The following is a 22174-nucleotide window of genomic DNA, read 5'->3' on the forward strand; positions in this document are numbered from 1 at the left end:
CTATTCCTTTCAGGCTGCGGTAATCAGCCAGCAGTTATGGATCTGGCGGTTACGGGCGAAATCCTGGGAGAGCGTTTTTTGCGTAATTTCTTGTGCTTTCAGTCCCAGTTTTGCCAGTCCGTCAAGATCCATACGGAAACCACGTTTGTTGTTCGAGAACATGATCGTCCCACCTGCACGCAGCAGACGTTTCAAATCTTTCATCAGCGCCAGATGATCGCGCTGAACATCAAACGCATCTTCCATTCGTTTCGAGTTAGAGAAGGTTGGTGGATCGATAAATATCAGATCGAACTGTTCATTTGCTTCACGTAACCACGCCAGGCAGTCGGCCTGAATCAGGCGATGCGCACGACCGGTTAAGCCGTTAAGGCGCAGGTTACGTTCTGCCCACTCCAGATAGGTACGCGACATATCCACCGTAGTGGTGCTGCGCGCGCCGCCTAATCCCGCGTGCACAGTGGCGCTACCGGTATAGGAGAACAGGTTGAGGAAATCTTTGCCTTTGCTCATCTGACCGAGCATACGACGGGCGATACGGTGATCGAGGAACAAACCAGTATCAAGATAATCCGTCAGGTTCACCCACAGGTGAGCGTTATATTCGGTAACTTCAAGAAACTCGCCCTTCTCGCCCAGTTTCTGGTACTGATTTTTGCCCTTCTGGCGTTCACGGGTTTTCAGCACCAGTTTGTTTGGCGCAATCCCGAGTACCGAAATGGTCGCCGCGATAATATCGAACAGACGTTGACGCGCTTTGTGCGCATCAATGGTTTTCGGCGGCGCATACTCCTGCACCACCACCCAGTCGGCATAACGGTCAACGGCAACGTTGTATTCCGGTAGATCGGCGTCGTACAGGCGGTAGCATTCAATGCCTTCCTGACGCGCCCACTTCTCGAATTTTTTGAGGTTCTTACGCAGACGGTTGGCGTAGTCTTCTGCCACCATTGCCGGTTTGCTGTCTGGAGTGCTTTCGGCAACGTGGTAATTTTTCTGCACGCAGTCTAATGGACCGTTTTTCGCTTTGTACTGTTTGTCTGCACGCAGCTGCAGGCAACTTAACAGATCCGGCGAGGCACTGAATAAAGAGAGATTCCAGCCGCCGAACTGGTTTTTCATGATTCGGCCCAGCAGGCTATGCAGCGCAATCAGCGCCGGTTCGCTGTCCAGACGTTCGCCGTAAGGCGGGTTGCTCAACACTGTACCGTACGGTCCTTTTGGCAGCGGATTGGTCAATTGCGCGACATCTTTCACTTCAAAAGTGATCAGTTCGCCAATCCCCGCAAGACGGGCGTTGGTGCGCGCACGTTGAATCACCCGCGCATCGCTGTCGGAACCGTAGAAATGAGAGTTGTACTCAGCCAGACCTTTACGGGCGCGGGTTTGCGCTTCCGCTTTTACTTCTTGCCAGATAGCTTCATCATGTTGCGCCCAGCCGCTAAAGCCCCAACGCCCGCGGTGCAAGCCCGGTGCGCGGTCGGTCGCCAGCATCGCCGCTTCAATCAGCAACGTACCAGAACCACACATTGGATCGAGCAGCGGTGTTCCTGGCTGCCAACCGGAACGCATCACAATTGCCGCCGCCAGAGTTTCTTTGATCGGCGCAATACCCGCACGGTCGCGATAGCCGCGCAAATGCAAACCATCACCACTTAAATCGAGAGCGATGCTGGCGGTTTCTTTATTTAGCCACACGTTCACGCGGATATCCGGCGCATCGCGATCGACATTCGGACGCGGCAAATTCTTACGGGTGAAAGCATCAACGATCGCATCTTTGACTTTCATCGCGCCGTACTGGCTGTTGCGGATAGTGTCATTCAGACCGCTGAAGTGGACAGCAAAGGTCGCGCCAGGATTAAACATCTCTGTCCAGTTGATCGCCTGAACGCCGAGATAAAGGTCTAAGTCGCTGTAAACCTTGCACTCGCCCAGCGGCAACATAATACGTGAGGCCAGGCGACTCCACATCAGGCTCTGGTAAACAAGCCGCGTGTCGCCCTTGAAATGGACCCCACCCTGAACCACCTGGCATTCAACGGCCCCCAGGTTTTCGAGTTCAGTTTTTAACAGCTCTTCCAGCCCACGGGCCGTACTGGCAAACAGAGAATTCATATCGTCACTTTTACTCTAAGGCCTACCGCAGTAGGCGTAATTGTTGCAGTCAGTTTGGACATGGACAGCATGGAGAAACCGGAACGTACACCAGTACGTGAGGATTTCGAGCACTGCCCAGGGCTAAACTGACAAATAAAATAGCCTAACGGGATAGGCACTAAGAAAATTGTTGCGCATTATAGCTAATAAGCGCGTCATGTCATAAAGTTGAGGGCTTATTTTCATTTGAGGACCGCACCGTGACGACATTAACCCGGCTTTTTATTCATCCTGTTAAATCGATGCGCGGCATCGGTCTGACACATGCTCTGGCTGATGTCAGCGGTCTGGCCTTCGATCGCACCTTTATGGTCACAGAAACTGACGGTACGTTTATTACTGCCCGCCAGTTTCCGCAGATGGTGCGGTTTACCCCTTCGCCCGTGCATGACGGCTTACATCTCACCGCGCCAGATGGCAGCAGCGCATACATCCGTTTTGCTGATTTCGCTATGCAGGACGCGCCAACCGAAGTGTGGGGTAACCATTTTACTGCACGCATTGCGCCAGATGAGATCAACAAATGGTTAAGCGGCTTTTTCTCCCGTGAAGTGCAATTGCGCTGGGTAGGACCGCAGATGACACGGCGCGTAAAACGCCATAACACTGTACCCTTGTCGTTTGCTGATGGCTATCCGTATCTGCTCGCTAATGAAGCCTCACTGCGTGATGTGCAGCAACGCTGCCCGGCAAGTGTAAAAATGGAGCAATTTCGCCCCAATCTGGTGGTTTCCGGCGCGGCAGCCTGGGAAGAAGATACCTGGAAAGTGATTCGCATTGGCGATGTGGTGTTTGACGTGGTAAAGCCCTGCAGCCGCTGCATTTTCACCACTGTCAGCCCGGAAAAAGGACAAAAGCATCCGGCAGGCGAACCGTTAAAAACGCTGCAATCCTTCCGTACTGCCCAGGATAATGGCGATGTCGATTTTGGTCAGAATTTAATTGCCCGCAATAGTGGCGTTGTTCGTGTTGGTGATGCAGTGGAAATTCTTGCTACTGCACCGGCGAAAATCTACGGCGCGGCAGCCGCAGACGATACTCTCCCGACAAAGCAGCAAATGGATGCGAATGTAGATATCGACTGGCAAGGACTGGCATTTCGCGGTAATAATCAACAGGTATTGTTAGAACAATTAGAAAATCAAGGGATTCGGATCCCCTATTCTTGTCGCGCGGGCATATGTGGAAGTTGTCGAGTTCAGCTTCTGGAAGGCGAAGTCACCCCGCTGAAAAAATCAGCTATGAGCGACGACGGGACAATTCTTTGCTGTAGTTGTGTACCGAAGACTGCATTGAAACTGAAAGGTTAAACGGCCTGTTCAAGGCTGAAGCTGTCATAACTCATATGAGGTTTCAGCCTGTCATTCATAATTTTGATGGCGTCACCCAGTTGCATGGCGCGACCAGCGATGACAACACAAGGCTGCGCAAGGAGGCACAGCGCGGCATTTTCACCAGATTCAACAACCAGAAGGCTGACTTGTTCATTGGTATCGCTTAACCAGACACAGGCTGCATCACCCGGCACTGGCGACCACATTTCACCATGAGAAACAAAATGCCAGCTTTTCGGCATTTGCGGTTTGAGATAACGAACTGCCACCAGCGCATTAAGCACCAGTTCAGCTTTTTGTTCTTTTGATAAGTTAAGGTCGCGGCATTTTTCTTCAAACGAGAAATAGAGCGCGGCGTCATCAACACAGAATCCCGCAGGAGAAAAGGCGTCTGGTGTCAACATCTTGCGCGCAAAACGTGAGCGAAATAGCATGCCATTGGCTAAATCAAGCATCATTCGATCATGCTCTTCATCATAATACCAACGCCAATTATCGTCTGGTTTAATTCGCATATGCTTCTCCTCTACCCTATAAATCCACTGCAACATATTCCATTGTTGCTTCGCTTAATAACCTCAACAAGAAAAGTACAAAATGTCTAAATAAGTAACAGCAATGAATATAAAACAACCAGGGCTGAAAATAAAGCCCTGATTATCTTATAAAGAGAAAATGAAAGAAATAATTAGATATGGTTAACGATTTCTTTAATCAGCGGCGGACCTTTAAAAATAAAACCGGAATAAATTTGCACCAAAGAAGCCCCCGCAGCTATCTTCTCGCGAGCAGCGATTACCGAGTCAATACCACCAACACCAATAATCGGTAAGCGGCCGTTTAATTCCTGCGACAAGCGACGAATAATTTCCGTACTTTTTAATTGTAAGGGACGACCACTTAAGCCACCGGTTTGATCACAATTTTTCATTCCCTGAACTAAAGAACGATCGAGGGTCGTATTAGTTGCAATGACGCCATCAATATTATGGCGAACTAAACTATCGGCGACCTGGATCAACTCTTCTTCAGAAAGATCCGGCGCGATCTTCACTGCTATTGGTACATATTTGTGGTGGTGCGCTTGCAGATCATTTTGTTTATTTTTAATTGCCGTTAATAAATCATCCAGCGCTTCGCCATATTGCAGAGTGCGTAATCCCGGGGTATTTGGTGATGAAATATTGATGGCAATATATCCTGCATAGGCGTAGATTTTTTCCATACAAATCAGATAGTCATCTTTGCCTTGCTCAACCGGCGTATCTTTATTTTTGCCGATATTGATTCCCAGAACACCGTCGTAATGGGCTTTTTTAACGTTCTCTACGAGGTTATCAACGCCGAGGTTATTAAAACCCATACGGTTTATTAAACCTTCAGCATCTACCAGGCGAAAAAGACGAGGTTTATCGTTTCCTGGTTGTGGACGCGGGGTGACAGTACCGATCTCGATCGATCCAAATCCCATTGCACCAAGGGCATCAATACACTCCCCGTCTTTATCAAGACCGGCTGCCAGACCAAGCGGGTTTTTAAAGGTCAGTCCCATACAGTTAACCGGCTTCGCTGGAACATTTTGCCGAACAAGCGCTTCAAACGGTGTTCCGGTGATGCGGCGTAATTGCTGAAAAGTAAACTCGTGTGCGCGCTCTGGATCGAGCTGGAAAAGGGCTTTACGAACGAAGGGGTAGTACATGAACTCTCCTGGATTCCCGGTGTGCAAACCGGGGGCGTATTATGTGCGAGTTCGCAGCAAAAGGGAATTGACCTGCGGCAATAAATAGCAAACGTTTTCTTGTTGCGCCTTTTTTATGCTTTTTTTGGCTTTCCTTCTTCAGATAAATCATTTCGACTCACGAACGCCCTCTGTCAGACTGACCGAATTGTTATCAATGTTAACAAAACAAGAACAATTGGTTATAAGGAGAGAGTATGCGTGTCATTACCCTGGCGGGTAGCCCTCGCTTTCCTTCTCGCTCCAGTTCCTTACTGGAATATGCGCGGGAACAACTGAATGGCCTGGATGTTGAGGTTTATCACTGGAATCTGCAAAACTTCGCCCCGGAAGATCTGCTCTATGCCCGTTTCGATAGTCCGGCACTCAAGACCTTCACCGAACAGCTGCAACAGGCCGATGGGCTGATCGTCGCCACGCCTGTGTATAAAGCCGCCTATTCCGGTGCGCTGAAAACCCTGCTCGACCTGCTGCCAGAACGCGCTTTGCAAGGCAAAGTGGTACTGCCACTGGCGACGGGCGGCACGGTGGCTCATCTGCTGGCGGTTGATTATGCCCTTAAACCAGTTTTAAGTGCACTGAAAGCCCAGGAGATCCTGCACGGCGTGTTTGCCGATGACTCGCAGGTGATTGATTATCAGCACAAGCCGCTATTCACGCCAAATCTGCAAACCCGTCTTGATACCGCCCTGGAAACTTTCTGGCAGGCACTTCACCGCCGCGATGTTCATGTTCCTGACCTTCATTCTCTGCGAGGTAATGCCCATGCGTAACATCATTAAACTGGCGCTGGCGGGATTACTTAGCGTCTCTACACTCGCTGTTGCCGCAGAGTCTTCGCCAGAGGCGTTAAGGATTGGCTATCAGAAAAGCAATATCAGTTCGGTACTGGCGAAAAATTACCAAATGCTGGAAAAACGCTATCCGCAAACCAAAATCTCCTGGGTGGAGTTCCCCGCGGGTCCGCAAATGTTGGAAGCGTTAAACGTTGGCAGTATTGATCTCGGCTGTACCGGGGATATTCCACCAATCTTTGCTCAGGCCGCCGGGGCTGATTTGGTGTACGTGGGCGTCGAGCCGCCGAAGCCAAAAGCCGAAGTGATTCTGGTGGCAGAAAACAGCCCGATCAAAACCGTAGCCGATCTTAAAGATCACAAAGTTGCCTTTCAGAAAGGTTCCAGTTCGCACAACCTTTTACTGCGCGCCCTGCAACAGGCCGGGCTTAAATTCACCGATATCCAGCCCACTTACCTGACGCCCGCCGATGCCCGCGCCGCGTTCCAGCAAGGTAACGTCGATGCCTGGGCTATCTGGGATCCCTACTACTCCGCCGCGTTATTACAGGGCGGCGTGCGGGTGTTGAAAGATGGCACCAGTCTCAATCAAACCGGATCGTTTTATCTGGCAGTTCGTCCCTATGCAGAAAAAAACGGCGCTTTTATTCAGGGTGTACTCACAACCTTTAGTGAGGCCGATGCATTAACCCGCAGCCAGCGCGAGCAAAGCATCGCTTTACTGGCAAAAACGATGGGCTTACCGGCACCGGTGATTGCCTCTTACTTAGATCATCGCCCTCCTACCACCATCAAACCGGTTAACGCCGAGGTTGCCGCCTTACAGCAGCAAACAGCAGATCTGTTTTATGAAAACCGTCTGGTGCCGAAAAAAGTCGATATTCGCCAGCGCATCTGGCAGCCCACGCAACTGGAAGGAAAACAATTATGAGTCTGAATATGTTCTGGTTTTTACCGACCCACGGTGACGGACATTACCTGGGAACGGAAGAAGGTTCACGCCCGGTTGATCACGGTTATCTGCAACAAATTGCGCAAGCGGCGGATCGTCTGGGCTATACCGGTGTGCTAATTCCAACGGGGCGATCGTGTGAAGATGCGTGGCTGGTGGCGGCGTCGATGATCCCGGTGACGCAGCGGCTGAAGTTTCTTGTCGCCCTGCGCCCCAGCGTAACCTCACCTACCGTTGCCGCCCGCCAGGCCGCCACGCTTGATCGTCTCTCTAACGGACGCGCGTTGTTTAACCTGGTCACAGGCAGCGATCCACAAGAGCTGGCTGGCGACGGCGTGTTCCTTGATCATAGCGAGCGTTACGAAGCCTCGGCGGAATTTACCCAGGTCTGGCGACGTTTATTGCTGGGCGAAACCGTCGATTTCAACGGTAAACATATTCATGTGCGGGGAGCCAAACTGCTCTTCCCGCCGATTCAACAGCCATATCCTCCGCTTTACTTTGGCGGATCGTCAGACGTCGCCCAGGAGCTGGCGGCAGAACAAGTTGATCTCTACCTCACCTGGGGCGAACCACCAGAACTGGTTAAAGAGAAAATCGAACAAGTGCGGGCGAAAGCTGCCGCGCATGGACGAAAAATTCGTTTCGGTATTCGCCTGCATGTGATTGTCCGCGAAACCAACGACGAAGCGTGGCAGGCCGCCGAGCGGTTAATCTCTCATCTTGATGATGAGACTATCGCCAAAGCACAGGCCGCATTCGCCCGAACGGATTCCGTAGGACAACAGCGAATGGCGGCGCTACATAACGGCAAGCGCGACAATCTGGAGATCAGCCCCAATTTATGGGCGGGCGTTGGCTTAGTCCGCGGCGGTGCCGGGACGGCGCTGGTGGGCGATGGTCCTACGGTCGCCGCGCGAATCAACGAATACGCCGCGCTTGGCATCGACAGTTTTGTGCTTTCGGGCTATCCACATCTGGAAGAAGCGTATCGGGTTGGCGAGTTGCTGTTCCCGCTTCTGGATGTCGCCATCCCGGAAATTCCCCAGCCACAACCGCTGAATCCGCAAGGCGAAGCGGTGGCGAATGATTTTATCCCCCGTAAAGTCGCGCAAAGCTAAGGAACACGATGATGGCAACGCCAGTGAAGAAGTGGTTATTGCGCGTTGCCCCCTGGTTTTTACCGGTGGGCATCGTGGCGGTGTGGCAACTGGCCTCCTCAGTTGGCTGGTTGTCGACGCGTATTTTGCCCTCTCCGGAAGGAGTGGTGATGGCGTTCTGGACGCTCTCCGCCAGCGGCGAATTGTGGCAGCATCTGGCGATCAGCTCCTGGCGGGCGTTGATTGGCTTTTCAATTGGCGGATCGCTGGGGTTGATTCTGGGACTGATTAGCGGGCTATCTCGCTGGGGAGAACGGCTGCTGGATACCTCAATTCAGATGTTGCGCAACGTGCCGCATCTGGCACTGATCCCGCTGGTGATTTTGTGGTTTGGCATTGATGAATCCGCGAAAATCTTTCTGGTGGCGCTCGGCACGCTTTTCCCCATTTATATCAATACCTGGCACGGCATCCGTAATATCGATCGCGGGCTGGTGGAAATGGCGCGAAGCTATGGCTTATCCGGATTACCGCTGTTTATCCATGTGATCCTGCCTGGTGCCCTACCCTCAATTATGGTCGGCGTGCGCTTCGCGTTAGGTCTGATGTGGCTGACGCTGATTGTTGCTGAAACCATTTCTGCTAATTCTGGCATTGGTTATCTGGCGATGAATGCGCGGGAGTTTCTGCAAACGGACGTGGTGGTGGTTGCCATTATTCTCTACGCCCTGCTCGGCAAACTTGCTGATGTCAGTGCGCTACTTTTAGAGCGTCTCTGGTTGCGCTGGAACCCGGCTTATCATCTGAAGGAGGCCACTGTATGAATACTGCTCGCCTGAACCAGGGTACGCCGCTACTGCTCAATGCGGTAAGCAAACATTACGCGGAAAATATCGTCCTGAACCAACTGGATTTGCATATTCCGGCAGGCCAGTTTGTGGCGGTAGTGGGCCGCAGCGGTGGTGGCAAAAGTACCCTGCTGCGACTGCTGGCCGGGCTGGAAACGCCAACCGCAGGCGATGTGCTGGCAGGCACAACACCGCTGGCTGAGATTCAGGATGATACGCGAATGATGTTTCAGGATGCGCGTCTGCTGCCATGGAAATCGGTGATTGATAACGTTGGGTTAGGCCTTAAAGGCCAGTGGCGCGATGCCGCGCGTCAGGCGTTGGCTGCGGTAGGGCTGGAGAATCGCGCGGGGGAATGGCCTGCCGCACTTTCTGGCGGGCAGAAACAGCGTGTGGCGCTGGCGCGAGCGTTGATCCATCGACCGGGTTTATTGTTGCTTGATGAACCACTCGGTGCTCTGGACGCTTTAACGCGACTGGAGATGCAGGATTTGATTGTGTCACTCTGGCAGGATCATGGCTTTACTGTTTTGCTGGTGACGCATGATGTGAGCGAAGCGGTAGCGATGGCTGACCGGGTGCTGTTAATTGAAGAAGGAAAAATTGGTCTGGATTTGACGGTGGATATCCCCCGTCCGCGCCGGTTAGGATCAGTACGATTAGCGGAGCTGGAAGCGGAAGTGTTGCAGCGGGTGATGCATCGTGGGCATTCTGAACAACCGATTCGGCGTCATGGTTAATATGCCGGATGCGGCGCACAAAACCAGCAGCTTCAACGGGCTTGTAGGCCTGATAAGGCGCGTCAAGCGTCGCATCAGGCAGTTGGACACGGTTGCCGGATGCGGCGTTAACGCCTTATCTGTCCTACAAAACCAGCAGTTTCAACGGGTTTGTAGGCCTGATAAGACGCGTCAGCGTCGCATCAGGCATGTTTGTATCAAGCCAGAGCTTTAGTTATCTTCTCGTACAGATCGCCAGAGAGATTTTCCAGCCCTTTCAACTGCTCCAGCGCCGCACGCATTTTCTCCTGACGTTTGGCATCGTAACGTTTCAGGCGAATCAGCGGCTCAATCAGACGTGAAGCCACCTGCGGGTTACGGCTGTTGAGGTCGGTAAGCATTTCCACCAGGAACTGGTAACCGCTGCCATCTTCGGCATGGAACGCTGCCGGGTTGCTGCCCGCAAACGCGCCAATCAACGAACGAATACGGTTCGGGTTACTCATGGTAAATGAGCGATGCTGCAACAGGCCTCGCACCGTCTCCAGCACATTCGCCGCCGGGCTGGTGGCTTGCAGGATAAACCATTTATCCATTACCAGACCGTCCTGATGCCACTTATCGTCGTATTCCTGCATCAACTTGTCACGGCATGGCAACTGCGCAGCAACCGCCGCAGAGAGCGCCGCCAGCGCATCGGTCATATTGTTCGCTTCGTGGAACTGCTTGCTCACCAGCACATCAGCCAGATGCGTTTCACCGAAAGCGAGGAAGCGCAGGCAGGCGTTACGCAGCGTCCGTTTCGCAATATCTTCATGCTCAACGCGATACTCACTCTGGTAATTCGCGTTATAGATTGCCAGCAGCTCATCCGCCAGTTCAGTCGCCAGAGTACGGGTGAGTGCTTCGCGCACTTCGGCAATAGCAATCGGATCAATGATATCGAACAGTTCCGCCATTTCATTGACGGAAGGCAGTGTCAGAATTTCTGCCGCCAGTGCCGGGTCAATCTTCTCATCCAGCAGTACCGCGCGGAAAGCATCGGCAACGTGTGCTGGTAAAGACAATGGTTGACCTTGCTGATGACGGGCGACGTTCAGCTTGATGTAGGTTGCCAGCAAACTTTGCGCCGCGTCCCAGCGGGAGAAGTCATTACGCGCATGACGCATCAGGAAGGTCAGTTGCTGATCGCTCCACTTATATTCCAGTTTCACTGGCGCAGAGAATTCGCACAGCAGCGCAGGCACCGGCTGGAAGTAGACATTATCAAAGACAAAGGTCTGTTCCGCCTGGGTGACGTTCAGCACGGAATTGACCGGATGACCGCCTTTCTGCAACGGGATCACTTTGCCTTCGTTATCATACAGTTCGATGGCAAACGGAATATGCAGCGGCTGTTTTTCTGCCTGATCCGGTGTGGCTGGCGTGCGCTGGCTGATGGTCAGGGTGTACTGCTCAGTTTCCGGATTGTAGTCGTCTTTGACGGTCACAACTGGCGTGCCGGACTGGCTGTACCAACGGCGGAAATGGGAGAGATCGACATTCGACGCGTCTTCCATCGCCTGAACGAAATCGTCGCAGGTCGCTGCACTGCCATCATGACGCTCGAAATAGAGCTGCATCCCTTTCTGGAAGTTTTCTTCGCCCAGCAGAGTGTGGATCATACGAATCACTTCCGCACCCTTCTCGTAAACGGTCAGGGTGTAGAAGTTGTTCATCTCAATGACCATATCCGGGCGGATCGGGTGCGCCATCGGGCTGGCATCTTCCGCAAACTGCAATCCGCGCATGGTGCGCACATTATTGATGCGGTTAACTGCGCGGGAACCAAGATCAGAACTGAACTCCTGATCGCGGAACACCGTTAAACCTTCTTTCAGACTAAGCTGGAACCAGTCGCGGCAGGTCACTCGGTTACCGGTCCAGTTATGGAAATATTCATGGCCGATAACGCGTTCAATATCGAGGTAATCTTTGTCGGTGGCAGTGTCGGTGCGCGCCAGTACATACTTGGAGTTAAAGATATTCAGACCTTTATTCTCCATCGCGCCCATATTGAAGAAATCCACCGCAACGATCATATAGATGTCGAGGTCATACTCCAGGCCAAAGCGTTCTTCATCCCATTTCATGGAGTTTTTCAGCGAGGTCATCGCCCACGGCGCGCGATCAAGGTTGCCGCGATCGACGTACAGCTCCAGTGCTACTTCGCGACCAGAACGCGTGGTAAAGGTGTCGCGCAGTACATCAAAGTCGCCAGCCACCAGCGCAAACAGGTAGCACGGTTTCGGGAACGGGTCCTGCCACTGTACCCAATGACGTCCGTTTTCCAGCTCGCCTTGCGCAACGCGGTTACCGTTGGAAAGCAGGAAGGGATATTTGGTTTTATCGGCAATAATTTTGGTGGTAAAACGCGCCAGCACGTCCGGGCGGTCGAGATAATACGTAATATGGCGGAAACCTTCGGCTTCACACTGAGTGCAAAGCGCATCGCCTGACTGATAAAGCCCTTCCAACGCGGTATTCGCTGCCGGACTAATTTCATTAACAATCTTGAGCGTAAAACACTCCGGCAAATTACTGATGACCAGTGCGCCCTCTTCTTCTTTCCAGGCGTTCCACGGCTCATCATTAATATGAATAGAAACCAGTTTAAGATCTTCGCCATCAAGACGAAGCGGTGCATCTGATGCACCATGACGGACAGCCTGGCTGACTGCGGTAACTACCGTCTTTTGCGCGTCCAGGTCAAAGGTCAAGTCAATATCAGTAATCTGGTAATCCGGCGCACGATAATCGTGACGGTATTTGGCTTGTGGCTGTTGAGTCATAAATAACCTTTAGCATCTTTTATAGAGTCTGGTGTTCAGTCTATTCCTGTTGCGTAAATCTCGCTACGCAGAATCTTCATCTTTTCAGGTACAAACGCTTTTATTGCTACATTTGTATAACATACACAGCGCAACGCTATCGACCATAAAGGTGGCATATGGTGTGATCGGGGTTCAATAAATTGCGAAACAAGGTATACTCCAGCAGTTTCCTAAGATGTTTATTGTACTAAACGCTCCCGTAAGAGGACGCTACTGCGCACCTATGACACAATTCGCTTCTCCTGTTCTGCACTCGTTGCTGGATACAGATGCTTATAAGTTGCATATGCAGCAAGCCGTGTTTCATCACTACTATGATGTGCATGTCGCGGCGGAATTTCGTTGCCGTGGTGACGATCTGCTGGGTATTTATGCCGATGCTATTCGTGAACAGGTTCAGGCGATGGAAAACTTGTGCCTGCGGGATGATGAATATCAGTGGCTCTCTGCCCTGCCTTTCTTTAAAGCCGACTATCTCGACTGGCTGCGTGAATTCCGCTTTAATCCGGAACAGGTCACTGTTAGCAACGATAACGGTAAGCTGGATATTCGTTTAAGCGGTCCGTGGCGTGAAGTCATCCTATGGGAAGTTCCTTTGCTGGCGGTCATTAGTGAACTGGTACATCGCTATCGCTCACCGCAGGCCGACGTTGCGCAAGCCCTCGACACTCTGGAAAGCAAATTAGTCAACTTCTCGGCGTTAACCGCCGACCTTGATATGTCGCGCTTCCATCTGATGGATTTCGGCACTCGCCGCCGTTTTTCTCGCGAAGTACAAGAAACCATCGTTAAACGTCTGCAACAGGAAAAGTGGTTCGTTGGCACCAGTAATTACGATCTGGCGCGTCGCCTTTCCCTTACGCCGATGGGAACCCAGGCACACGAATGGTTCCAGGCACATCAGCAAATCAGCCCGGACCTTGCCAACAGCCAGCGAGCTGCACTTGCTGCCTGGCTGGAAGAGTATCCCGATCAACTGGGGATTGCGTTAACCGACTGTATTACGATGGATGCATTCTTACGTGATTTCGGTGTGGAGTTTGCCAGCCGCTATCAGGGCTTGCGTCATGACTCTGGCGACCCGGTAGAATGGGGCGAAAAAGCGATTGCACATTATGAGAAACTGGGGATTGATCCACAAAGCAAAATACTGGTTTTCTCCGACAATCTGGATTTACCTAAAGCGGTTGAGCTTTATCGCCACTTCTCTTCTCGCGTGCAATTAAGTTTTGGCATTGGTACACGCCTGACTTGTGATATTCCTCAGGTAAAACCCTTGAATATCGTGATTAAACTGGTGGAGTGTAACGGTAAACCAGTGGCGAAACTTTCTGACAGCCCTGGCAAAACTATCTGCCATGACAAAGCGTTTGTCCGCGCGCTGCGTAAAGCATTCGACCTTCCGCACATTAAAAAAGCCAGTTAATATCACCAGGGAGCCATAACGGCTCCTTTTTTGCCTTTTATTCCGAAATCTTTTGCCCCATCTGCGAATTCTGCTTGTCTGATTGCAGATGCCAGGTAACATAGGTATCCCCCCATTGACGGGTGGACAAGTGTTTATTTTTTCCGACTATTAACAGAGAGAATATTATGAGCGTTGTGCCTGTAGCCGACGTACTCCAGGGCCGCATAGCCGTTGACAGCGAAGTCACCGTGCGCGGATGGGTACGTACCCGCCGAGATTCAAAAGCTGGCATCTCCTTCCTCGCCGTTTATGACGGTTCCTGCTTTGATCCTGTACAGGCTGTCATCAATAATTCTCTGCCCAATTACAATGAAGACGTACTGCGTCTGACCACCGGTTGCTCGGTCATTGTGACGGGTAAAGTCGTGGCATCGCCGGGCCAGGGGCAACAATTTGAAATTCAGGCCAGCAACGTTGAAGTTGCCGGTTGGGTTGAAGATCCAGACACTTACCCGATGGCCGCAAAACGCCACAGCATCGAATATCTGCGTGAAGTCGCTCACCTGCGTCCGCGTACCAACCTGATTGGCGCAGTAGCACGCGTTCGCCACACGCTGGCACAGGCACTGCATCGCTTCTTTAACGAGCAGGGCTTCTTCTGGGTTTCTACGCCGCTGATTACCGCGTCCGATACCGAAGGCGCTGGCGAAATGTTCCGCGTTTCAACGCTGGATCTGGAAAACCTACCACGTAACGATCAGGGCAAAGTCGATTTCGATAAAGACTTCTTTGGTAAAGAGTCTTTCCTGACCGTATCTGGTCAGTTGAACGGCGAAACCTATGCCTGTGCGCTATCGAAAATTTATACCTTCGGCCCGACATTCCGTGCTGAAAACTCCAACACCAGTCGTCACCTGGCGGAATTCTGGATGCTGGAGCCAGAAGTCGCGTTTGCTAATCTGAACGATATCGCCGGTCTGGCTGAAGCCATGCTGAAATATGTCTTCAAAGCAGTTCTCGAAGAACGTGCTGACGACATGAAATTCTTCGCTGAACGCGTGGACAAAGATGCTGTAAGCCGCCTGGAACGTTTCATTGAAGCAGACTTCGCCCAGGTTGATTACACCGAAGCAGTCACCATCCTTGAAAACTGCGGTAAGAAATTTGAAAACCCGGTTTACTGGGGCGTCGATCTCTCTTCTGAGCACGAGCGTTATCTGGCGGAAGAACACTTTAAAGCACCGGTAGTGGTTAAAAACTATCCGAAAGACATTAAAGCGTTCTATATGCGCCTTAACGAAGACGGTAAAACCGTTGCCGCAATGGACGTTCTGGCGCCGGGTATCGGTGAGATCATTGGTGGTTCGCAGCGTGAAGAGCGTCTGGACGTGCTGGACGAGCGCATGCTGGAGATGGGCCTGAACAAAGAAGATTACTGGTGGTATCGCGATCTGCGTCGCTACGGTACTGTTCCACATTCCGGTTTCGGTCTTGGCTTTGAACGCCTGATTGCCTACGTGACCGGCGTACAGAACGTGCGTGACGTGATTCCTTTCCCACGTACTCCGCGTAACGCCAGCTTCTAATTCACTTCCTGAAAGAGCCAGCGCACGCTGGCTCTTTTTTATCCCCTTCTGTCAAGTTATCTGTTTGTTAAGTCAATCAATCTATTTGCAACCCCTCAAGGCCCCTCTTCCTGTTACGGAATATTTCTCTGAAATATTTGCGAACAAAAAATTAACCCACAGTCTTATTACGGATTAGCAATTTCTTAGCTGATAGCACAATTTTTATACTTATTTTTGGCTTTCTGGACGCCTGAAAGCGTGATTCAGTGAGACTGCGGGGAAAAATGATCAGAAAGAAAATTTTCGTTTAGTTAATTTAAACATAAGGAAATCATATAAATAGTTCAAATTCACTGCAAATATCATTAAAGTCCAATGGAAATATGACGGCGTTCACAAAGTTCCTTAAATTTTACCATTGGTTACACATTTTTGCTTTTTGTAACCATATCTTTATCTTTGTAGCACTTTCACGGTAGCGAAACGTTAGTTTGAATGGAAAGATGCCTGCAGATACATAAAACACCAAACTCTCATCAATAGTTCCGTAAAGATTCATTGACAGAACTTATTGGCGGCAGTGGCAGGTGTTATAAAAAAAACCATGAGGGTAATAAATAATGATGAAGCGCAATATTCTGGCAGTGATTGTCCCTGCTCTGTTAGTAGCAGGTACTGCAAACGCTGCAGAAATCTATAACAAAGATGGCAACAAAGTAGATCTGTACGGTAAAGCTGTCGGTCTGCATTATTTTTCCAAGGATAACGGTGAAAACAGTTACGGTGGCAATGGTGACATGACCTATGCCCGCCTTGGTTTTAAAGGGGAAACTCAAATCAATTCCGATCTGACCGGTTACGGTCAGTGGGAATACAACTTCCAGGGTAACAACTCTGAAGGTGCTGACGCTCAAACTGGCAACAAAACCCGTCTGGCATTCGCTGGTCTGAAATACGCTGACGTAGGTTCTTTCGATTACGGTCGTAATTACGGTGTTGTTTATGACGCACTGGGCTACACCGATATGCTGCCAGAGTTCGGTGGCGATACCGCATACAGCGATGACTTCTTCGTTGGTCGTGTAGGCGGCGTTGCTACCTACCGTAACTCCAACTTCTTTGGTCTGGTTGATGGCCTGAACTTCGCTGTTCAGTACCTGGGTAAAAACGAGCGTGATACTGCACGACGTTCTAACGGCGACGGTGTTGGCGGTTCCATCAGCTACGAATTCGAAGGCTTTGGTATCGTTGGTGCTTATGGTGCAGCTGACCGCACCGACCTGCAAGAAGCTCAGCCTCTCGGCCAGGGTAAAAAAGCTGAACAGTGGGCAACTGGTCTGAAGTATGATGCAAATAACATCTACCTGGCTGCAAACTACGGTGAAACCCGTAACGCCACCCCGATCACTGGTGGCTTTGCCAACAAAACGCAAGACGTTCTGTTAGTTGCGCAATACCAGTTTGACTTTGGTCTGCGTCCGTCCATCGCTTACACCAAATCTAAAGCGAAAGACGTAGAAGGCATCGGTGATGTTGATCTGGTGAACTACGTTGAAGTGGGCGCAACCTACTACTTCAACAAAAACATGTCCACCTATGTTGACTACATCATCAACCAGATCGATTCTGACAACAAACTGGGCGTAGGTTCTGATGATACCGTTGCTGTAGGTATCGTTTACCAGTTCTAATAGCAGACCTCTTTGTTAAATGCCGAAAAAACAGGACTTTGGTCCTGTTTTTTTATGCCTTCCAGAGCAATCTCACGTCTTGAAAAAACAGCCTGCGTTTTCATCAGTAATAGTTGGAATTTTGTAAATCTCCCGTTACCCTGATAGCGGACTTCCCTTCTGTAACCATAATGGAACCTCGTCATGTTTGAGAACATTACCGCCGCTCCTGCCGACCCGATTCTGGGCCTGGCCGATCTGTTTCGTGCCGATGAACGTCCCGGCAAAATTAACCTCGGGATTGGTGTCTATAAAGATGAGACGGGCAAAACCCCGGTATTGACCAGCGTTAAAAAGGCTGAACAGTATCTGCTCGAAAATGAAACCACCAAAAACTACCTCGGCATTGACGGTATTCCTGAATTTGGTCGTTGTACTCAGGAACTGCTGTTTGGTAAAGGTAGCGCCTTAATCAATGACAAACGCGCACGTACAGCCCAGACCCCAGGTGGTACCGGTGCATTACGTGTAGCTGCCGATTTCCTGGCAAAAAATACCAGCGTTAAGCGTGTGTGGGTGAGCAACCCAAGCTGGCCAAACCATAAGAGCGTATTTAACTCTGCGGGTCTGGAAGTTCGTGAATACGCTTATTACGATGCGGAAAATCACACTCTGGACTTCGACGCTTTAGTTAACAGTCTGAACGAAGCTCAGGCTGGTGACGTTGTCCTGTTCCACGGCTGCTGCCATAACCCTACCGGCATCGATCCTACACTGGAGCAATGGCAAACACTGGCGCAGCTTTCTGTTGAGAAAGGCTGGCTGCCGCTATTTGACTTCGCTTACCAGGGTTTCGCCCGTGGTCTGGAAGAGGATGCTGAAGGTCTGCGCGCTTTCGCGGCTCTGCATAAAGAGCTGATCGTCGCCAGTTCCTACTCTAAGAACTTTGGCCTGTACAACGAGCGTGTTGGCGCTTGTACTCTGGTTGCCGCAGACAGTGAAACTGTCGATCGTGCATTCAGCCAGATGAAAGCAGTAATTCGCGCAAACTATTCTAACCCACCGGCTCACGGGGCTTCGGTTGTTGCTACGATCCTGAGCAACGAGGCTTTGCGTGCGATCTGGGAACAAGAGCTGACCGATATGCGCCAGCGCATTCAGCGTATGCGTCAGTTATTTGTTAATACACTGCAGGAGAAAGGCGCAAACCGCGACTTTAGCTTTATCATCAAACAGAATGGTATGTTCTCTTTCAGTGGCCTGACAAAAGAACAGGTACTGCGTCTGCGTGAAGAGTTTGGCGTGTATGCTGTTGCTTCTGGTCGCGTAAACGTGGCCGGAATGACGCCAGATAATATGGCGCCGCTGTGCGAAGCGATTGTGGCTGTGCTGTAAGCGTTAAAACCAATGAAGCCCGCTGAAAGCGGGCTGAGACTGATGACAAACGCAACATTGCCTGATGCGCTACGCTTATCAGGCCTACGCGTCCCCTGCAATATTTTGAATTTGCACGATTTTGTAAGCTGGATAAGGTGCTCGCGCCGCATCCGGCATAAACAAAGCGCACTTTGTCAGAAATCCAGGCCCGCATTAAAAGCGGGCTTTTTTATGCGCTTTTACCAGACGGGCATTTCGTCTTGCAGGAAGGGGTTATGCAGGCGCTCATAACCAAGAGTGGATAATGGTCCGTGACCCGGAATAAATGTCACGTCATCCCCCAATGGCAGCAATTTATCTTTGATTGAAGAAATCAGTTGATTGTGATCGCCTCGTGGGAAGTCACTGCGCCCTACTCCGCCTTTGAAAAGGACGTCGCCAGAAATCAACAGTTTTGCCTGATGATCAAAGAAAACCACATGGCCTGGCGTATGCCCTGGGCAATGTAACACCTGTAAAGTCACATTCCCTATGCTGATAGTGTCGCCTTCATTCAGCCAGCGATCTGGCGTTAATGGCTGACACTCTTCCAGGCCAAACATGCGACTCTGCGCAGGCAAGCCTTGCAGCCAGAACTCATCTTCTTTTTCCGGGCCAAGCACTGGCACGCCGTAGTGTTGTGCCAGTTCCGCCGCTGCGCCAACGTGGTCCAGATGACCATGCGTCAGCAGGATCTGCATTAGCGTCAGGCCGCTGGCGTCAACTTCCTGTTTGATTTTTTCCGCATCGCCACCCGGATCGACCAGTGCGGCCAGGCGAGTTTGCTCACACCAGATCAATGAACAGTTCTGGGAAAATGCGGTGACCGGAATAATACGATAATTCATACTGCCCCTGTTTCGTTAAGCGATTGTTACCAGTGCCGCGCTGGCCCGGTATCAATATGCACAAAGTTACTGCGTGGGTAATATCCTACACCACCTGCGCGCATAGATAACGCTGCTTTGCGTATATTGCTTAACGCAATACCTTCAATATGGAAGTCCATCGCCTGCCCTTTAGTGTGATAGCTTTTCTTTGCTACTCCACGGCTGTGGGCGCGTAATTCATTATTGGTGTCAATCGAACGGTAGCCAGAAATGAGCTGTACTGGCTTGCGAGTGCCTAACAACCCTTGCAGGCGATATAACTGGTCGAATAATCCTGGGTCGATGGACCTTATTTTGTTCGCGCGGAAATCGCGGAAAAAATGGTTTAGTTTTGCCAATTCTTCCTGAATATAGCCTCTGCCATCGAAAAACTCCGCCTTAATTGACTCTCCGGTATGGAGATTGTTAAGTGTCAAAATGCGCGGACGTGGGGTAGAGAGTGTCGCAAATGAAGGCGTCGGCAGGATGGCGGCACCAAGTGCAACACCACCAAGCGCCAGTAGTTTGCGGCGATTAGCGTCGAATTTGTCCATGATAATCAAGTCTACAGGTCAATGTTATCGTTTATATGCACTTCTGGCGCACAAGAGGCACCTTAACCGCCCATAAAGCTGACGTCAAGATGACTCACCCCCAGCAGCGACGGGGGCTACAGAGAATAGCCCCCGAAAATGCTAATTATTACGACAACAGATTTTCCCGAACTACTTCATTTACCTGATTAATTGTTCCGCTTTTGAGACAATTTGCGAGCTGGATCGTGCCGGCAGATCATAATTGTAAATATCTGTACGATATTGGGTCCGACCATCTGCACCAACAAAAGCGGTCAGATAGTAAAGATTAACCGGTATCGATTGACGAATATTAACGTAACGGGTATCACCCCGCTTCAGAGCATCGGAGATACGCTTGTCATTCCAGCCAGCATCCTGCAGCAGCATATTTGCCAGATCCGACGCCTTATTCACCCGCACACAGCCAGAACTCAACGCGCGCGTTTCACGTTTGAAAAGATTGTGATTCGGCGTGTCATGCAAATAGATAGCGTCTGAACTCGGCATATTAAATTTATACCGTCCTAGCGAATTTCGCGGGCCAGGAGCTTGCTGGAAGCGGAACGGCAAATTCGATGCGGTTATCGTCGACCAGTCAATCTGCCACGGGTCAAGCGCATCTTTGCTGTTCCAGCCGCGCATAACCGTATAGCCATGGCTTTCAAGATAACCGGGATCGTTACGCACCTTTGGCAGAATATCTTTGCGTGCCAGCGTCGGTGGTACGTTCCACGGCGGGTTTACCACCACATTGTTTAAGGCACTGCTCATCATCGGCGTTTTGCGATCGGGACGACCGACAATGACCCTTGAATCCAGCACTTGATTGCCGTTCTGATAATAGACCAGCGAATAGGCCGGAATGTTAACCATGATGCCAGTAGAAAGCTCGGATGGCAGCAAGCGCAATCGCTGGATATTGAGCGCCAGCACGCCCGCTCGCTGTGCAGGCGTGACGTTTAACCAGTCTCGCGTTGCCGGGCCAATAGAGCCATCTGCTCCTAAGCCTTGCCATGCCTGAAAACGTTTCACGGCTTCCACCAGCTCATTATCATAGGCAGCTCGGACGGCTGGCGCAGGTTTACTGCGAGCTGTAGTTTGCTTACCCATCGGCTTAGTTTCGGCTGTTTCGATTGCAGCGGCAGACGGACTAACTACCGCGCCTGTCGATGTTTCATCGCCCGGCAGTGCTATTTTCGGCCCACCTTCGAGCATACCTGTACGCTGCAAAATCTCGCGCAGCGCCGGGACGTCGTTACTCCATTGACCAGGACGTAGCGTTGCTTTACCGGTCAGTTGCGGCCACGGTTTGGAATCACTCAATAAGTTCAGCAAAGATTCATGCATTGCTGAATATTGCGGATGCTGTGGTGCCAACCCTGTGACAAACGTGGTCAGTTGACCGTTATCCAGCGCCACCTGCCAATGGTTAATGACCGAGAGCGGCGGTGTTGAGAGCGCATAAGGTTTACTGCTGTACAGCCAGCGGGTACCTTTGACCGGAATGTTTGCGACGAAATGGAGATACCCCATCATTGCATCCGATAGCACCACATCACGTGCCATACCGTTAACGCCAGGGTTAGTCAGTAACTCCACCCATTTGTTAAACTGCGGTTGAAAACCGGCAATCGCCACTTCCGCCAACTGCTGCTGGAAAGCTTTAACTGCATCACGATTTTCCCACATCGGCTGCATATCGCGTGCTGCATACAAGAGTTGAAGCTGGTTAAGATAAACCGGCTTATAACCTGCAGGTAATTGTGATTCAATTTGCGTGCGGGCCTTTTCTGCCGCACCTTCAGGTAGCGGTTGGATCCCCGCCATTATTGCCGTGGCTTGCGCCTGCGGCAGTACATCTCCCTGTTCACTTACAGCCACCGGGCTGTCACCAGGGATAACCTCAGGCTCATCAGCCTGCACACTGAACAGTGGAGCGAATGTTACGGCCAGGCACAAACTGATTGCCGAAAGCCGACGACCACACATCATGTTAAGCAACATCCCTTGCCCCCTGTTTTTATCATACTCTGAATAGCCAGGCTGTTTTATCTTAACTGCCTTTACAACGCCAATACTCATGAAAGTATGACGAGCAAGCCTGTTACTTATCAAGCTTACCTTCAGTATATAAACGTCGGTACGTT

The 22174-nt window shown here is 51.0% G+C and carries 17 protein-coding genes; 10 read left to right on the top strand and 7 right to left on the bottom strand.

Annotated elements, in window-relative coordinates; translation table 11 throughout:
• Positions 1-9: 9 nt before the first annotated feature.
• Positions 10-2118 carry a bifunctional 23S rRNA (guanine(2069)-N(7))-methyltransferase RlmK/23S rRNA (guanine(2445)-N(2))-methyltransferase RlmL gene (gene rlmKL, locus FEK42_RS14015; protein WP_064528388.1) on the bottom strand — a complete coding sequence of 703 codons (2109 nt, stop codon included), beginning with the start codon at positions 2116-2118 and terminating at the stop codon, positions 10-12.
• A gap of 242 nt (positions 2119-2360) precedes the next feature.
• On the opposite strand from rlmKL, the gene ycbX reads away from it, so the two are divergent.
• Positions 2361-3470, top strand: a complete 1110-nt coding sequence (ycbX, locus tag FEK42_RS14020) for a 6-N-hydroxylaminopurine resistance protein YcbX (RefSeq protein WP_135492146.1) — start codon at positions 2361-2363, stop codon at positions 3468-3470.
• On the opposite strand, the gene zapC is transcribed toward ycbX, so the two are convergent.
• The gene (gene zapC, locus FEK42_RS14025; RefSeq protein WP_064528385.1) at positions 3467-4009 is read right to left on the bottom strand and encodes a cell division protein ZapC; all 543 of its coding nucleotides are present in this window, start codon (positions 4007-4009) and stop codon (positions 3467-3469) included. The two genes, ycbX and zapC, sit on opposite strands and share 4 nt — an antisense overlap.
• Before the next feature lie 173 nt (positions 4010-4182).
• Positions 4183-5193, bottom strand: coding sequence for a quinone-dependent dihydroorotate dehydrogenase (gene pyrD / locus FEK42_RS14030; protein WP_130205367.1), 1011 nt, complete (start codon positions 5191-5193; stop codon positions 4183-4185).
• 236 nt (positions 5194-5429) lie between these two features.
• On the opposite strand from pyrD, the gene ssuE reads away from it, so the two are divergent.
• The 5 genes from ssuE to ssuB are packed head-to-tail and all read left to right on the top strand — an operon-like array spanning position 5430 to position 9666.
• On the top strand, positions 5430-6005 hold the full coding sequence (ssuE, locus tag FEK42_RS14040; RefSeq protein WP_135492142.1) for an NADPH-dependent FMN reductase: 576 nt from the start codon (positions 5430-5432) through the stop codon (positions 6003-6005).
• A complete protein-coding gene (gene ssuA, locus FEK42_RS14045; protein WP_135492140.1) occupies positions 5998-6957 on the top strand; it encodes an aliphatic sulfonate ABC transporter substrate-binding protein SsuA in 960 nt (319 codons plus the stop codon). The genes ssuE and ssuA overlap by 8 nt, the downstream gene beginning before the upstream one ends.
• The gene (ssuD, locus tag FEK42_RS14050) at positions 6954-8099 is read left to right on the top strand and encodes an FMNH2-dependent alkanesulfonate monooxygenase (RefSeq protein WP_135492138.1); all 1146 of its coding nucleotides are present in this window, start codon (positions 6954-6956) and stop codon (positions 8097-8099) included. The genes ssuA and ssuD overlap by 4 nt, the downstream gene beginning before the upstream one ends.
• A gap of 11 nt (positions 8100-8110) precedes the next feature.
• On the top strand, positions 8111-8902 hold the full coding sequence (gene ssuC, locus FEK42_RS14055) for an aliphatic sulfonate ABC transporter permease SsuC (protein ID WP_135491131.1): 792 nt from the start codon (positions 8111-8113) through the stop codon (positions 8900-8902).
• Entirely contained in the window at positions 8899-9666 is a 768-nt protein-coding gene (ssuB, locus tag FEK42_RS14060; RefSeq protein ID WP_135492137.1) for an aliphatic sulfonates ABC transporter ATP-binding protein, read from the top strand. The genes ssuC and ssuB overlap by 4 nt, the downstream gene beginning before the upstream one ends.
• A gap of 197 nt (positions 9667-9863) precedes the next feature.
• Here ssuB and pepN read toward each other — a convergent pair whose 3' ends face one another.
• Positions 9864-12476 (bottom strand): aminopeptidase N, encoded by a 2613-nt coding sequence (gene pepN / locus FEK42_RS14065; protein WP_135492135.1) that lies wholly within the window; start codon positions 12474-12476, stop codon positions 9864-9866.
• Between the two features lie 265 nt (positions 12477-12741).
• Here pepN and pncB point away from each other — a divergent pair, with 265 nt between their 5' ends.
• From pncB to aspC, 4 genes are all read left to right on the top strand, one after another.
• Positions 12742-13944 (top strand): nicotinate phosphoribosyltransferase, encoded by a 1203-nt coding sequence (pncB, locus tag FEK42_RS14070; protein WP_130205357.1) that lies wholly within the window; start codon positions 12742-12744, stop codon positions 13942-13944.
• Between the two features lie 167 nt (positions 13945-14111).
• Entirely contained in the window at positions 14112-15512 is a 1401-nt protein-coding gene (gene asnS, locus FEK42_RS14075; protein ID WP_130205355.1) for an asparagine--tRNA ligase, read from the top strand.
• 602 nt (positions 15513-16114) lie between these two features.
• A complete protein-coding gene (ompF, locus tag FEK42_RS14080; RefSeq protein WP_130205353.1) occupies positions 16115-17185 on the top strand; it encodes a porin OmpF in 1071 nt (356 codons plus the stop codon).
• A 183-nt stretch (positions 17186-17368) separates the two neighbouring features.
• Complete coding sequence (aspC, locus tag FEK42_RS14085; RefSeq protein WP_130205351.1) at positions 17369-18559, top strand: aspartate transaminase; 1191 nt, start codon at positions 17369-17371, stop codon at positions 18557-18559.
• A gap of 221 nt (positions 18560-18780) precedes the next feature.
• Here aspC and gloC read toward each other — a convergent pair whose 3' ends face one another.
• The 3 genes from gloC to ldtD form a co-directional block, all read right to left on the bottom strand.
• The gene (gene gloC, locus FEK42_RS14090) at positions 18781-19428 is read right to left on the bottom strand and encodes a hydroxyacylglutathione hydrolase GloC (RefSeq protein WP_131162328.1); all 648 of its coding nucleotides are present in this window, start codon (positions 19426-19428) and stop codon (positions 18781-18783) included.
• 26 nt (positions 19429-19454) lie between these two features.
• Positions 19455-20003, bottom strand: a complete 549-nt coding sequence (locus tag FEK42_RS14095; protein WP_130205347.1) for a YcbK family protein — start codon at positions 20001-20003, stop codon at positions 19455-19457.
• A 180-nt stretch (positions 20004-20183) separates the two neighbouring features.
• Positions 20184-22031 carry a L,D-transpeptidase gene (gene ldtD, locus FEK42_RS14100; protein WP_130205345.1) on the bottom strand — a complete coding sequence of 616 codons (1848 nt, stop codon included), beginning with the start codon at positions 22029-22031 and terminating at the stop codon, positions 20184-20186.
• Positions 22032-22174: the final 143 nt, after the last annotated feature.

It is taken from the genome of Escherichia sp. E2748 (assembly GCF_005781125.1).
Taxonomy (GTDB): Bacteria; Pseudomonadota; Gammaproteobacteria; order Enterobacterales; family Enterobacteriaceae; genus Escherichia.

Excerpts from the sequence above, each read along its gene's own strand:
- pncB (WP_130205357.1), top strand. The coding sequence starts at position 12,742 with ATGACACAATTCGCTTCTCCTGTTCTGCACTCGTTGCTGGATACAGAT.
- pyrD (WP_130205367.1), bottom strand. The coding sequence starts at position 5,193 with ATGTACTACCCCTTCGTTCGTAAAGCCCTTTTCCAGCTCGATCCAGAG.
- asnS (WP_130205355.1), top strand. The coding sequence starts at position 14,112 with ATGAGCGTTGTGCCTGTAGCCGACGTACTCCAGGGCCGCATAGCCGTT.
- gloC (WP_131162328.1), bottom strand. The coding sequence starts at position 19,428 with ATGAATTATCGTATTATTCCGGTCACCGCATTTTCCCAGAACTGTTCA.
- ssuA (WP_135492140.1), top strand. The coding sequence starts at position 5,998 with ATGCGTAACATCATTAAACTGGCGCTGGCGGGATTACTTAGCGTCTCT.
- zapC (WP_064528385.1), bottom strand. The coding sequence starts at position 4,009 with ATGCGAATTAAACCAGACGATAATTGGCGTTGGTATTATGATGAAGAG.
- FEK42_RS14095 (WP_130205347.1), bottom strand. The coding sequence starts at position 20,003 with ATGGACAAATTCGACGCTAATCGCCGCAAACTACTGGCGCTTGGTGGT.
- ssuB (WP_135492137.1), top strand. The coding sequence starts at position 8,899 with ATGAATACTGCTCGCCTGAACCAGGGTACGCCGCTACTGCTCAATGCG.
- ompF (WP_130205353.1), top strand. The coding sequence starts at position 16,115 with ATGATGAAGCGCAATATTCTGGCAGTGATTGTCCCTGCTCTGTTAGTA.
- ldtD (WP_130205345.1), bottom strand. The coding sequence starts at position 22,031 with ATGTTGCTTAACATGATGTGTGGTCGTCGGCTTTCGGCAATCAGTTTG.
- rlmKL (WP_064528388.1), bottom strand. The coding sequence starts at position 2,118 with ATGAATTCTCTGTTTGCCAGTACGGCCCGTGGGCTGGAAGAGCTGTTA.
- pepN (WP_135492135.1), bottom strand. The coding sequence starts at position 12,476 with ATGACTCAACAGCCACAAGCCAAATACCGTCACGATTATCGTGCGCCG.
- ssuD (WP_135492138.1), top strand. The coding sequence starts at position 6,954 with ATGAGTCTGAATATGTTCTGGTTTTTACCGACCCACGGTGACGGACAT.
- aspC (WP_130205351.1), top strand. The coding sequence starts at position 17,369 with ATGTTTGAGAACATTACCGCCGCTCCTGCCGACCCGATTCTGGGCCTG.
- ssuC (WP_135491131.1), top strand. The coding sequence starts at position 8,111 with ATGGCAACGCCAGTGAAGAAGTGGTTATTGCGCGTTGCCCCCTGGTTT.
- ssuE (WP_135492142.1), top strand. The coding sequence starts at position 5,430 with ATGCGTGTCATTACCCTGGCGGGTAGCCCTCGCTTTCCTTCTCGCTCC.